Source organism: Streptomyces durocortorensis (genome assembly GCF_016901035.1).
Lineage (GTDB): Bacteria > Actinomycetota > Actinomycetes > Streptomycetales > Streptomycetaceae > Streptomyces > Streptomyces durocortorensis.
Window position 1 is genome coordinate 22,077 of sequence record NZ_JAFEUF010000051.1, and the last position, 13,975, is coordinate 36,051.

The window sequence follows — 13,975 nt, forward strand, 5'->3', positions numbered from 1 at the left end:
CCCCTGTGAACACGTCGCACGACACCGCGCTCACCGGCCGCATCGCGAGCGGCCCCAGCACCCTGCTGCGCGAGGAGATCCTCGATCCGCAGTTCCGCTACGAGTCCGAGCACCTCCTGCCGTTCTACGTGCGGATCGAGCGGGCGCTCGTCGCCGAGTACGCCCGCATGGAGCTCGTCACCCCCGAGCAGGCGGCCGAGCTCGACGGCCTGCTGGCCGGCGCGACGAAGGACGTCCTGGCGGCCAACCAGCAGTCGACCATGTCCGACATCGCGTTCGCCCTCGAACGCCACGTGGAGGCCGGGCTCTCCGCCCCCGTCCCCGCCTGGCACGTCGACCGCAGCCGCAACGACCTCCAGGCCTGCGCCCAGCTGATGTTCGGGCGGGCCAGGCTGGTCGAGGCGGCGGAGCACCTGCTGGAGTTCGAGGCCGCCGCGCGGGCGCTGGCCGCCCGCACCGCCGACCGGCCGATGCCCGGCTACACCCACCACCAGGCCGCCCAGATCATCACGCCCGGCTTCCATCTGGCCGCGCTCTCCGAGCACGTCCAGCACACCCTTCGCCGGCTCCTCGCCACCTACGAATCCCTCGACGCGTGCCCGCTCGGCGCGGGTGCCATGTCGGGGCAGGAGCTGGCCTGGGACCGCGACCGGCTGGCCGGGCTGCTCGGCTTCGGACGGGTCCAGCCGAACGCGCTGACCTCCGTCGCCTCCCGCGCCTGGGCGCTCGAAATCACCGCGGAGTTCGGGGTGTTCGGGGTGACGCTGAGCCGCTTCGCCACGGATCTGCTCGCCTGGGGCAGCAGCGAGTACGGCTTCATCGACCTGCCCGACGAGCTGTGCGGGATCTCCTCCGCGATGCCGCAGAAGAAGAACTTCCCGGTCCTGGAGCGCATCCGCGGCCGCAGTGCCCATCTGTCCTCCTTCCACCTGGACGCGAGCCTCGGTCAGCGGAACACGCCGTACTCCAACACCGTCGAGGTGTCCAAGGAGGCCGGGGCGTACGTCAACCAGTCGTTCGAGACGCTGCGCAGCACCCTGCGGCTGTTCACCGAAGTCCTGCGCCATCTCGACTTCGACACCGACCGGATGGCCCGGGTGTGTGCCCGGGAGTTCCTCGGCGGCTTCTCGCTCGCCAACTCCCTCACGCTCACCGAGGACATCCCCTGGCGCCGCGCCCAGGTGATCGCCGGCCGGTACGTCGTGGCGGCGTCGGAGGCCGGGCTCGCCCCGGCCGACACCGACCCGGAGCTGCTGCGCGAGGCCGCCGCCACCCAGGGCCTGGTCCTGCGCGACCCGGCCGGGACGCTGGGCGACGCCTTCGACGTGGAGCGGGCGCTGCTCCGTATGAAGTCCTCCGGGTCCACGCACCCGGAGGCGGTGGCCGACGCGCTGCGCGCCCAGGGCGCGGAGCGCGAGCGGCTCGTCAAGGAATGGCAGGACAGGGCGGTCGACGCCCGGGGAACGGGGGAGAGTGCAGATGGAAGCGACACCGCGCACGGTGCTGTCTGAGACGGACGGGGCGGCCCGGGGAACGACGGACGGGGCGGCCCGGGGAACCGGCCGGGCCTTCGGGACCTTCGGTGAACTGCTGCAGGGGGTGCTGCCGGGCAGCGACCGGCACTTCATGGTGACCTTCCCGGTCGCCGCGTGGAGCACGGCCTCCTTCCAGCACTTCCCCGACAGCAGCGGACTGGTCGTCTGGCCGCCGCACAAGCGCAAGGCCCTGCGGATCGCCCGGCTCGCCCTCGCGGCGGCGGGCCACGGGGGCGGCGGCGTCCTGGAGCTGGACAGCGACCTGCCCGAGGGCAAGGGCATGGCCAGCTCGTCGGCGGACCTGGTGGCCACGGCGCGTGCCGTGGCGGCGGCGCTCGGCACCGCGTTCGACGCCCCGACGATCGAGTCGTTCCTGCGGGAGATCGAACCGACCGACGGCGTCATGTACGACGAGATCGTCGCCTACTACCACCGGGAGGCCGAACTCCGCGAGGCCCTCGGCGCCCTGCCGCCCCTGGTGATCGTCGCGCACGACGAGGGCGGCCAGGTCGACACGATCGTGCACAACCGGGCGGCGAAACCGGCCGGGGAGGCCGAGAAGCGGGAGTACGCGCAGCTGCTGGACCGGCTGTGCGACGCCGTCCGGGCGGGCGACCTGACCACCGGGGGGCTGGGCGCCACCCGCAGCGCCCAGCTCAACGCCCGGCTGCGGCCCCGCCGCCGGCTGCCCGAGCTGGAGCGGATCAGCGCCACGACGGGCGGGCTCGGGGTGGTCTGCGCGCACAGCGGCACCGTGCTCGGCATCCTCTACGCCGCCGACGACCCGGCCCTGGAGACGAAGGTGGCCGCCGCCCGCGCGGCCTGCGCCGAACTGCCCGGCGCCACCTCCGTACACCGCTCGCTCGGCACGGGCGACGCCTGGCACTCCGGCGCCCGCCGGGCCGTGCCCGCACCCGCTCGTTCTTCGCACACCGACCGTGCCTGGGGGGCATGAACATGATCTTCGACTCGATGAACGAAGCCATCGGCCACACACCGCTGGTCCGCCTCGACCTGCCGGCCTCCGCGGGCACCGAGGTGTACGCCAAGCTGGAGCTCGCGAACGCCTTCGGCATGAAGGACCGGGTGGCCAGGAACATCGTGGCCGAGGCCCGCCGGCTGGGCGTGCTCCGGCCGGGCGCCCCCGTCGTGGAGAGCTCCTCGGGCACCATGGCGCTCGGCGTGGCCCTGGTCGGCCGCTCGCTCGGCCACCCCGTGCACATCGTCACCGACCCGCGGACCGACCCGACGACCATGGCGAAGCTGCTGGCGCTCGGCTGCGATGTGCACGTCGTGCCGGCCATGACCGACGGCGGCTGGCAGGGCGCCCGGCTCGCCCGGCTCGCGGAACTCATGCGCGAGATGCCCGACGCCTTCTGGCCGCAGCAGTACAGCAACCCCGACAACCCTGGGGCCTACCGGGCGCTCGCCGCCGAGATCCTGGCGGACCTCGGCCCCATCGACATCCTGGTCGGCGCGGTCGGCAGCGGCGGCTCCCTCTGCGGCACCGCCCGCGCCCTGCGCCGGCACCTGCCCGGACTCCGGGTCATCGGCGTCGACTCGGTCGGCAGCACCCTCTTCGACCAGCCCGACGTCCCGGGCCGCAAGCAGAGCGGGCTCGGCAACAGCCTGCACCCCAACAACCTCGACCGGACCCAGATCGACGAGGTCCACTGGCTCAACGACCACGAGGCGTTCACCGCCACCCGCGCGCTCGCCCGCGAGCAGCAGATCTTCGCGGGCAACACCTCCGGCTCCGTCTACCGGCTGCTGTGCGACACCGCGCTGCGGGCCGCGCCCGGCACCCGGATCGCGGGCATCTTCCCCGACCGGGGCGACCGGTACACCACCACCGTCTACAGCGAAGCCTACTGGCAGGAGCACCGGCTGGCGGACCTGCCGCTGTCCGAGGCCCCCGTCACCGTCGACTACGGCACCGAGGTGTACGCCTGGTCCCGCGCCGAGCTGAGCGGCCGCCCCGAACGCCGCCGCCACCTCCTCTTCGTCGAGGCCAACACCAGCGGCACCGGAGTCCAGGCGCTGCGCACCGCCGCCGGTCTCGGTCTCACCGCCGTCCTGCTCACCGCGAAGCCGGAGCGCTACGCCGGGCTGGACGGGACCGGGTGCGAGGTGCTGGTCTGCGACACCAACGACCTCCCCGCCCTGCGGGGGCTGATCCAGCAGCACTTCCGCCGCGAGGAGATCGCCGGAATCACCACGACCAGCGACTTCTACGTGCCCACGGTCGCCGCGCTCGCCGACTGGCTGGGCCTGCCCGGCAACCCCGAGGACGCCACGGTCGCCTGCCGCAACAAGGCTCGGCTGCGGCAGGCCCTGGCGACGGCGGGCGTCGGCCAGCCCCGCTTCGCCGTGGTGACGGACGAGGCGCGGACCGCCGGGGCGGTGGCTGAGGTGGGGCTGCCGTGCGTGGTCAAGCCCGCCGACGACTCCGGCTCCAACGACGTGCTCCTGTGCACCACGGTCGAGGAGGCCGTCGCCCACGCGGCCCGGGTGCTCGCCGTGCACACCAACGTCCGCGGGCTGCCCACCGCGCGCACCGTGCTGGTCGAGGAATACCTCGACGCCCCCGAGTACAGCGTGGAGATGTTCAGCGAGGACGGCGAGGCCGTCTGCGTCGGCGTCACCGCCAAACACCTCACCGGCCTTCCCCACTTCGTCGAGTGCCGGCACCTGTTCCCCGCCGAACTGCCCGAAGCCGTACGGGAGGAGCTGGCCGAGACCGTACGGCGGGCGCTGAAGGCCGTCGGCATCCGCACCGGCCCCACGCACACCGAGGTCAAGCTCACCGAGCACGGACCGGCGGTCATCGAGATCAACCCGCGGCTGGCCGGGGGCATGATCCCCGAGCTGATCCGGCTGGCCACCGGCAGCGACCTGCTGGAGCAGCAGATCCGGGCCGCCGCCGCCCTCCCCGTCGACCTCGCCGCCGGCCGGAGCGGCCACGCGGGCATCCAGTTCCTGCTGGCCGACCGCCCCGGAACCCTGGAGACCGTGGCCGGCGCCGACGAGGCCCGGGCCCTGGACGGCGTCGAGCGCGTCACCGTGACCGCCCGGGAAGGCGCGGCCGTACGCCCGGCGCAGAACGCCTACGACCGGCTCGGCCACATCGTCGCCGCCGGAGCCGGCTCCGCCGAGGTGGCGGACGCCCTGGACGCGGCCCTGCGCACCGTCGACGTCCGGCTGAGCCCCGAGACCTGAGCCCCCGGCGCTCCGACACCACCCACAGACCAGCAGCGAAGAGAGCACCGACCATGATTGAACTGCGCAGCGACACCTTCACCCTGCCCACCCCCGCCATGATGCGGGCGATGAACGAGGCCCGCCTCGGCGACGACGTCTACGGCGAGGACCCGACCGTCCTCGAACTGGAGGAGCGCGCCGCCGAACTGCTCGGCAAGCAGGCGGGTCTGCTGCTGCCCAGCGGCACCATGGCCAACCTCGTCTCGATCATGACGCACGCCCCGCGCGGCTCGAAGATGCTGGTCGGTGCGGAGAGCGACATCTACATCTACGAGGCGGCCGGAGCCACGGTCTGCGCCGGCGTCATGTACGAGCCGGTCCCCAACCAGGACGACGGCCGGCTGCTCCTGTCCGACCTGCGGCGGGGCTTCCCCGACGACCCGGACGACGAGCAGTTCGCGCTGCCCTCGCTGATCTGCCTGGAGAACACCCAGAACCGGTGCGGTGGCGTGGTGCTGCCGCAGACCTATCTCAAGGAGGTGTGGGAGTTCGCGCACGAGCACGAGGTAGCGGTGCACCTCGACGGGGCGCGGGTCTTCAACGCGGCCACCGCGCTGAGGCTGCCGGTGAGCGAGATCGCGCAGTACGCGGACTCCGTGCAGTTCTGCCTCTCGAAGGGGCTCGGGGCCCCGATCGGCTCGATGGTCGTGGGCACCGCCGAGTTCATCACGGAGGCGCGGCGGGCCCGCAAGATGCTCGGCGGCGGCATGCGGCAGGCGGGCCTCATCGCGGCGGCCGGGCTGGTGGCCCTGGACGACCTGCACCGGCTCCAGGACGACCACGCGAACGCGCTGCGGCTGGCCGAGGGGCTCGCCGGGATCGACGGCATCGACGTGGACCCGGGCGCCGTGCAGACCAACATCGTCATGTTCCGGGTGAGCGACCCCCGCTTCACCTGGCAGACCTTCGTCGAGGCGGCCGGGCAGCACGGTCTCGCGCTGGCCGAACTCGGCCACGGCCGGCTGCGCGCCGTCACCCACAACGGGGTCACCGAGGCCGACATCGACCGGGCGCTGTCCATCGTGCGCCGGGTGCTCGCCGACGGACGGGAGCACTGACATGACACCGCACAACACCGGCACGGCCGCACACGGCACCGGCACAGCGCCACAGGACACCGGCACGGCCGCGCACGGCACCGGCATGACGGTGCCCGAAAGCACCGAGAACCTCCAGGCCGAACTGCTGGACATGCTCCTCAGCACGGACCGGGACGTCTTCGCGGACGGCACGATCAGCCCGGTGGACCGGGACGGCCCGCTGCCCGCCTCCAGCGCCCAGCGCCAACTGTGGTTCCTGGACCAGCTGCACGGGAGCAACGCCGCCTACAACGTCCCCTTCGCCCTGCGCGTCGACGGGCCGCTCGACCTGGACGCCCTGCGCGGCGCACTCCAGGACCTGGTCGGCCGGCACGAGATGCTGCGGTCCGTCCTGGGCCGCGAGGCGGACGAACCGGTGCTCCGGATCGCCCCCGCCCTCACGCTCGACATCCCCTGCACCGACGTCCCGGGCGCCACGCCGGACGCGGTCGAGGCGGAGGTCCTGCGCCGGATGGCCGACGCGGCGCAGATACCGTTCGACCTGACCGAGGGGCCGCTGCTGCGGGCCGCCGTGTTCCGGTCCGGGCCCGGCGCGGACCGCCACCACCTCTTCCTCAACTTCCACCACATCGTCACCGACGGCTGGTCGGAGAGCGTCTTCTCCCGGGAGCTCTGGCAGTTCTACGAGGGCCGCGTCTCCGGCACACCCGCCACCCCGCCCGCCCTCCCGCTCGGTTACGCGGACTACGCCGGCTGGGAGCAGGAGTCGCTCGTCGGCGGCGACCTGCGCCGCCAGGTCGACCACTGGAAGACCGAACTGGCCGGCGAGCTGCCCGTTCTGCGGATACCCGCCGACCGGCCCCGCCCGGCCCGGCCCTCCTTCGACGGCGGCACCCTCCTGGCCGCGCTCCCGGACGACCTGGAGCGGGAGCTGCGGGCGCTGTGCCGACGTGAGGGGATCAGCCCGTTCAGCGTCCTGCTCACCGCGTTCACCGTCCTGCTGCACCGCTACACGGGCGAGGAGGACGTCATCGTCGGCGCGCCCGTCGCCAACCGGACCCGCAAGGAGTTCGAGGGCATCGTCGGGTTCTTCGTGAACACGGTGGCGCTGCGCTCCCGGGTGCCCGGCGGGGCGACGCTCGCCGAGCTCCGGCGGCGTACGCACGAGAGCCTGCTGTCCGCCCAGGCCAACCAGGAAGCGCCCTTCGGCCGGGTGGTGGAGGAGCTGGCCCCCGACCGCGACCCGGGCCTCAACCCGGTCTTCCAGGTCATGTGCAACTACCTGGACCTGCGCGAGGAGACCCGCGTACCCGGGCTGGACGTGCGCTTCCTGGAGATCGAGGACCGCGTCACCCGCTTCGACCTCGAAGTCCACTTCGAGGCCGGGCCCGAGGGCACCGCCTGCCGCTTCGTCTACAGCAAGGACCTCTACGACGAGGACCGCGTACGGCGGATGACGGACCACTACCTCGCCGCCCTCCGGGCCCTGTTGACGACGCCCGACGCCCGCGTCGACGAGATCGGCCTCCTCACGCCCGAGGAGCACGCGCGGGAGATCACCGGACGGAACGCCACCACCGCACCCGTCACCGGGGCGACCCTGCCGGCCCTGGTCGAGGAGCAGGTCGCCCGGACGCCCGGCGCGACCGCCGTGATGTTCGAGGGGGAGACCCTCAGCTACGCCGAGCTGAACGAGCGGGCCAACCGGCTCGCCCACACCCTGATCGCCCGGGGAGCGGGCCCGGAGCGGTCCGTCGCCCTGCTCGTGCCCCGCTCGCTCGACATGATCGTGGCGCTGCTCGCCGTGTTCAAGAGCGGTGCTGCGTACGTCCCGGTGGACCCGGACTACCCCCGCGACCGCGTCGCCTACCTCCTCGGCGACGCCGCCCCGGCGCTGACGATCGCCCACTCCCGGACCGCGGACCTGGTGCCGGAGGGCGCCGAGCGGCTGCTGCTGGACGACCCCGCGCTGATCGCCGGGACGGCCGCCCGCCCGGCGACGAACCCCACGGACGCGGAGCGCACCGCGCCGCTCACCGCCCTGAACACGGCGTACGTCATCTACACCTCCGGCTCCACGGGCCGCCCCAAGGGCGTCCTGATGCCGGCCGCAGGTCCCCGCAACCTGATCCTGTGGCAGCGGGACACGATGGCGGGCATGACCGGCGCCCGGACGGCCCAGTTCACCGCGGTCGGCTTCGACGTCTCCGTACAGGAGATCCTCTCCACGCTGATCTCCGGCAAGACGCTCGTGGTGCCCACCGAGGACACCCGGCGCAGCGCCGAACAGCTCGCCCGCTGGCTGGACCGCCACCAGGTCAACGAGCTGTACGCACCGGCCCCGGTCATCGACGCGGTGTACGAGGCCGCCGAGGAGCTCGGGCTCGCGCTGTCCTCGCTGACCGACGTCCAGCAGGCCGGTGAGGCGCTCACCCTCGACGACCGGGCCCGCGCCCACCACACCGGGAACGGCCGTCGGCTGCACAACCTGTACGGCCCCGCCGAGGCGCACGGGGCGACGGTCCACTCCCTGCCCGCCGACCCCGCCCGCTGGCCCGTCGCGGCCCCGATCGGCCGGCCCGTCGCCAACACCCGGGTCTACGTCCTCGACGGGCGGCTGCGGCCGGTGCCCGCGGGGGTCGTGGGCGAGCTGTACATCGGCGGCGAGGGAGTCGCCCGCGGCTACGCGGACCGCCCCGGCCTCACCGCCGAACGCTTCGTCGCCGACCCGCACGGTCCGGCCGGCTCCCGGATGTACCGGTCGGGGGACCTGGCCAGGCGGCTGTCCGACGGAACCCTGGAGTTCCAGGGCCGGGCCGACCACCAGGTCAAGATCCGCGGTATCCGCGTGGAGCCGGGCGAGATCGAGTCGGTGCTGGCCAAGCACCCCTCGGTGGCCCAGGTCGCGGTGCTCGCCCGGGACGACCGTCCCGAGGGGAAGTATCTCGCCGCCTACGTCGTACCGGACGCGGCAAGCACCCCGGACACCGCCGAACTGCGCCGCCACGCCGAGGAGTTCCTGCTCTCCGCGATGGTGCCGAGCGCCTTCGTCGTCCTGGACGCCTTCCCGCTCTCGCCCAACGGCAAGCTGGACCGCCGCGCCCTGCCCGCCCCCGCGTTCACCCCGGAGGCGGCGGGGAAGGCGCCCGGGAACCGCCGCGAGGAGGAGCTGTGCGCCCTCTTCGGCGAGGTGCTCGGCCGCTCCTGGCACGACGTCGACGCCAACTTCTTCTCCGGCGGCGGCCATTCGCTGCTCGCCACCCGGCTGATCAGCCGGATCCGCTCGGAGCTCGGCGTCGAACTCCCCATCCGGACCGTCTTCGAGACGCCCACGGTCGCGGCCCTCGCCCGGGCCCTCGAAGCGGCCGCCGGCGCGCGCAGGCCGCTGGTCCGCGCGGCGCGCCCGGCCGTCGTACCGCTGTCGTCCGCCCAGCAACGCCTGTGGTTCCTCAACCGGTTCGAGGACCAGCGGGCCGCGTACAACATGCCCTCCGCGCTGCGGCTCACCGGCCCCCTCGACCACGCGGCCCTGGAGGCGGCCCTCGGCGACCTCGTCGCCCGCCACGAGACGCTGCGCACGGTCTTCCCCGACTCGGCCGACGGCCCCCGCCAGCACCTCCTGGACGCGACGGAGGCACGCCCGCGGCTCGTCGTCACGGAGACCACCGGGCAGGAGGTGGCGGCCGCCGCCTCCCGGGCCGCAGGCGAGGGCTTCGACGTCACGGTCGACCCACCGGTCCGCGCCCACCTCTTCCTCACCGGCCCGGACACCCACGTCTTCCTGCTGGTGATCCACCACATCGCCGGCGACGGCTGGTCCATGGGCCCGCTGTGGCGCGACCTGGCCGCCGCCTACCGCGCACGGACGCGGGGAGCGGCGCCCGAACTCCCGCCGCTTCCCGTGCAGTACCCCGACTACACCCTCTGGCAGCAGGACCTCCTCGGCAGCGAGGACGACCCGCACAGCACGGCCGCCCGCCAGCTCGCCTTCTGGCGCACGGCGCTCGACGGCGCACCGGAGGAGACCGTGCTGCCCGTGGACCGGCCGCGTCCGGCGGTGGCGAGCAACCAGGGCGGGACGGTGCCGTTCCGGATCCCCGCACCGCTGCACCGGCGGCTCCTGGAACGCGTGGAGGAGACCGAGACCAGTCTCTTCATGGTGCTCCAGACCGGTCTGGCCGCCCTGCTGGGCCGGCTAGGCGGCGGCACTGACATCGTGATCGGCAGCCCGATCGCGGGCCGCACCGACGAGGCGCTCGACGAGCTGGTCGGCTTCTTCGTGAACACGCTGGCGCTGCGCACGGACACCTCCGGCGACCCCACGCTGCGGGATCTGCTGGGCCGGGTACGGGACACCGACCTCGCCGCGTACGAGAACCAGGACATCCCCTTCGAGCGGCTGGTCGAGGCGCTCAACCCGGTCCGCTCCCTGACCCGCCACCCGCTGTTCCAGGTGATGCTCACCCTGCACAACGACACCGAGGACCTGCTCGACCTGCCGGGCGTACGGGCCGAACCGGTCCCGCTCGACCTCGACTCGGCCGTGTTCGACCTGCACGTCGACCTCACCGAGAGCCACACCCCGGACGGCGAACCCGACGGTCTGGACGCGTACGTCGAGTACAGCGTGGACCTCTTCGAGGAGGCGAGCGCGCGGGACTTCGGCGACCGGCTCGTCCGGATCCTGGCGGCCTTCGCCGACGACCCCGGCCGCCGCCTGGCCGCCGTCGACCTGCTGGCCCCCGAGGAGCGCGCCGACCTCGTCGTCACGCGGAACTCCCGGACCTGCCCGGTCGCCCCGGCCACCCTCGTCGAGCTGTTCGAGGAGCGGGTGGCCCGCGCCCCCGAGGCACCCGCCCTGGTCTGGGCCGGCCGGACGATCTCCTACGGGGAGCTCAACGCCCGCGCGAACCGGGTGGCACACCACCTGATCGCGGCAGGCGCGGGCCCCGAGGACCTGGTCGCGCTGGTGCTGCCGCGCTCGGCGGACATGGTGACCGCCATGCTCGGCGTGCTGAAGTCCGGCGCCGCGTACATGCCGCTCCGGCCCGCCGCGCCCGCCGTCCGGACCTTCACCACGCTGGAGAACGCCGCGCCGGTCGCCGTGTTCACCGTCGAGTCCGTGGCCGCCCTGGTGAACTCCCCGGGCAAGGAGTCGAATCCGGCCGACGCGGACCGGGTGCGCCCGCTGACCTGGCGCCACGCGGCGTACGTGGTGCACACCTCGGGATCCACCGGGCTGCCCAAGGGCGTCCTGGTCGAGCACCACGCGGTGGTGAGCTTCTTCCACGCGCTCACCCGCCGGTACGAGGTGACCGACGCCGACACGCTCCTGCACTTCGCGGCGCCCACCTTCGACGTGCACGCCCAGGACGTCTACTGCTCGCTGCTCTCGGGCGCCGCCCTGGTGGTGGCCTCCGACGAGGAGCGCCGCGACCCCGAGGTGCTGACCGAGCTGATGCGCTCCACGGGCGTCACCGTGGCGGAGTTCCCGCCGGCGATGCTGCCGCTGCTCGATCCGGAGCGGCTGCCCGGACTGCGTCTGGTGTCGGTCGGCGGGGAGGCGTACGCCGGCTCCCTCGTCCCGCTGTGGACCGCCGGGGGACGCACGTTCTTCAACGGCTACGGCCCGGCCGAGAGCACCGTCGCGGTCACCGTGATGGACTGCGTCGACGTCCACGACCGTACGCCGATCGGCCGGCCGATCGAGAACGTCCAGGTGTACGTGCTCGACGCCCGGCTCCAGCCGGTGCCTCCGGGCGTGACCGGCGAACTGTATCTGGCCGGGGCCCAGTTGGCCCGGGGCTATCTGGGCCGCCCGGGGCTGACAGCCGAACGGTTCGTGGCCGACCCGTTCGGCCCGCCCGGCTCGCGGATGTACCGCACGGGCGACCTGGCGCGCTGGCGGCGGGACGCGATGCTGGAGTTCCACGGCAGGACCGACGACCAGGTGAAGATCCGCGGGTTCCGGATCGAGCTGGGCGACATCGAGGCGGCGCTCTCCGCGCACCCGGCGGTCGACCAGGCCCGCGTCCTGCCCGTCGAAATCCCGTCCGTGGGGCGGCAGTTGATCGCCTTCGTGGTCCCGGAGGCCGGAGTGCCCGCACCCGACGAGGCGCAGCTGCGCGGCTGCGCCGAGGCGGCCCTGCCGGACTACATGGTGCCGTCCGCGTACCGCGTGCTCGACGCGCTGCCGCTCACCACGAACGGCAAGGTGGACAAGAGGGCCCTGCTCGCCCTCGGGGTACGCCCGACCCGCCTCGCGTACGCGGCCCCCGCCACGGACACCGAACGCGGGGTCGCGGAGATCTGGGCGGCGCTCCTCGGGCTGGACCGGGTCGGCCGCCAGGAGAGCTTCTTCGCCCTGGGCGGGCATTCGCTCCTGGCGATCCAGGCCCTCACCAGGATCCGCGCCCGCTTCGGCGTACCGCTGACCGTGCAGGAGTTCTTCCAGGCGCCGACGGTCGCCGGGCTCGCCGCCGTCGTCGACACGGCCTCCACACCGGAGGCCGCCGCTGCCGCCGCCGAGGACGACGGTCCGCGCATCGTCCGCCGCAGCCGCACCGCGCGCCGCTAGGGCGCGCCTCTCACCAGCACCACGGGCGGCGGAGAGCCCAGCGCCTCCGCCGCCCTTTTACACCGCATCCAGGGGGATTTCCATGCTTTCGTCACCACCGGGCGCTCATCTCGGCCTCCCCGAGGCCGCCTACAAGAGGGGCTACCGCAACCCCTCCCAGCTGCGCGACGCGATCGCCGAGGCCCACACGACCCGGCTGTGGCGGACCACCGGAACCGCCGTCGTGGACCATCTGAGCGTCGTGGCCCTGCTGCTCGCGGCCACCTCCCCGGCCGTCCGCGCCGCCGGCTGGTGGGCCCTCGCCATCGCGCTCCCCGTCGCCGTCCTCCTCGCGGCGCGCCAGCTGCGCGCGCTGGAATGCCTCGTCCACGAGGCGTCGCACTTCAACTGGAGCCGGCGCCACCGCACGGCGGGCGACGTCCTGGCCACCGTGCTGGCGGGGGTGCCCACCGGGGCCCGGATCGACGACTACCGGGCGAGCCACCTGCTGCACCACGGACGCTTCGGCACGGCCGAGGACCCCGACCGCGCCCGCTACGAGGAACTCGACCTGGAGAACCTCGACCGCTCCGGCGTCCTGCCCTACACCCTCGGCATGATCCGGCGGTTCGGCGCCTACCAGCGCGGCTGGCTGGATTCCATGGGATCCGCGCCCCTCACCACCGCACTGCCCTTCCTGTGGTGCGCCGTCGTGATCGTGCTCCCCGCCCACCTCCTGGGCGGCCCGGCCTGGTCGGTGGCCGCGGGACTCGGCTGGCTCGCCACCCATCTCGTCGGCCTGCCCGCCCTGCGCTTCGTCGGCGAGGCCAACGAACACCTCTACCGCGAGGCCGACACCGTCTTCGGCGGCACGGTCAGCAACATCGGCCTCCGCCAGCGGCTGCTCTTCCACCCCCACGGCGACGGCTTCCACACGGTCCACCACCTGTGGCCCGGCGTGCCGCACCACAAGATCGCCCGGCTGCACCGCGCACTCCTCGCGGGCGACGAGGCGTACCGCACCACGATCCGCTACCGCACCCGCGTCCTGGAACGGCCCCGCACGGGCCTGGCACGGGAGGCGGCGTGAACACCCGCCGTCCTGGAACAGCCCCGGGCCCGGCACGGGAGGCGGCGTGAGCACCCGGCTGATCTGCCTGCCGTACGCGGGAGCGGGCGCCGGCGTCTACCGGCACTGGAAGGCGCTCTCCACCCCGGACCTGACCGCCGTGCCGATCCAGCTCCCCGGCCGCGAGGAGGAGTTCGGCCTCCCCTTCCACCCCACCTTCGAGGCGGCCGCGCAGAGCACGGCCGACCGCATCCTCGCCGCCGTCGGTACCGACCCCTTCGTCGTCTTCGGCCACAGCTTCGGGGCCGCCCTCGCCCACGGCGCCACCCGGGAACTGGTGGCCCGCGGCGGCCCCCGCCCCCCCCCCGGGCCCCCCCGGGCCGCGCCGCCGCTCCCGCCCCCGGCCTAGGGGGACCGCGGGGGCCGGCCCCCCCCCCCGGGGGGGGGGGGGGGGGGGCCCCCCCCCCCCCCGCCGCGCGCCGCCCGCGAGAAGCGGCTGCTGGAGATCTGGACC

7 protein-coding genes are annotated in these 13,975 nt (G+C 73.9%); all 7 read left to right on the forward strand.

Annotated elements, in window-relative coordinates:
* Positions 1-5 precede the first annotated feature (5 nt).
* The 7 genes from JS521_RS13130 to JS521_RS13160 all read left to right on the forward strand — a co-directional run bounded on the left by JS521_RS13130 (position 6) and on the right by JS521_RS13160 (position 13,870).
* A complete protein-coding gene (locus tag JS521_RS13130) occupies positions 6-1,511 on the forward strand; it encodes an argininosuccinate lyase (protein ID WP_307847862.1) in 1,506 nt (501 codons plus the stop codon).
* Positions 1,480-2,490, forward strand: a complete 1,011-nt coding sequence (locus JS521_RS13135; protein WP_205083035.1) for a GHMP family kinase ATP-binding protein — start codon at positions 1,480-1,482, stop codon at positions 2,488-2,490. The genes JS521_RS13130 and JS521_RS13135 overlap by 32 nt, the downstream gene beginning before the upstream one ends.
* A complete protein-coding gene (locus JS521_RS13140; protein WP_239487214.1) occupies positions 2,487-4,754 on the forward strand; it encodes a pyridoxal-phosphate dependent enzyme in 2,268 nt (755 codons plus the stop codon). Before JS521_RS13135 ends, JS521_RS13140 begins: the two co-directional genes overlap by 4 nt.
* 53 nt (positions 4,755-4,807) lie before the next feature.
* Positions 4,808-5,854 carry a low-specificity L-threonine aldolase gene (gene ltaE, locus JS521_RS13145; RefSeq protein WP_205083037.1) on the forward strand — a complete coding sequence of 349 codons (1,047 nt, stop codon included), beginning with the start codon at positions 4,808-4,810 and terminating at the stop codon, positions 5,852-5,854.
* A 1-nt stretch (position 5,855) separates the two neighbouring features.
* Positions 5,856-12,413 carry a non-ribosomal peptide synthetase gene (locus JS521_RS13150; protein ID WP_205083038.1) on the forward strand — a complete coding sequence of 2,186 codons (6,558 nt, stop codon included), beginning with the start codon at positions 5,856-5,858 and terminating at the stop codon, positions 12,411-12,413.
* 82 nt (positions 12,414-12,495) lie between these two features.
* Entirely contained in the window at positions 12,496-13,482 is a 987-nt protein-coding gene (locus JS521_RS13155; RefSeq protein WP_205083040.1) for a fatty acid desaturase, read from the forward strand.
* A 46-nt stretch (positions 13,483-13,528) separates the two neighbouring features.
* Positions 13,529-13,870 (forward strand): thioesterase II family protein, encoded by a 342-nt coding sequence (locus tag JS521_RS13160; RefSeq protein ID WP_205083041.1) that lies wholly within the window; start codon positions 13,529-13,531, stop codon positions 13,868-13,870.
* The last annotated feature ends 105 nt before the right edge of the window (positions 13,871-13,975 follow it).

Coding starts and splice junctions, on each gene's coding strand:
- JS521_RS13135 (WP_205083035.1), top strand. CDS start 1,480: ATGGAAGCGACACCGCGCACGGTGCTGTCTGAGACGGACGGGGCGGCC.
- JS521_RS13140 (WP_239487214.1), top strand. CDS start 2,487: ATGAACATGATCTTCGACTCGATGAACGAAGCCATCGGCCACACACCG.
- ltaE (WP_205083037.1), top strand. CDS start 4,808: ATGATTGAACTGCGCAGCGACACCTTCACCCTGCCCACCCCCGCCATG.
- JS521_RS13150 (WP_205083038.1), top strand. CDS start 5,856: ATGACACCGCACAACACCGGCACGGCCGCACACGGCACCGGCACAGCG.
- JS521_RS13155 (WP_205083040.1), top strand. CDS start 12,496: ATGCTTTCGTCACCACCGGGCGCTCATCTCGGCCTCCCCGAGGCCGCC.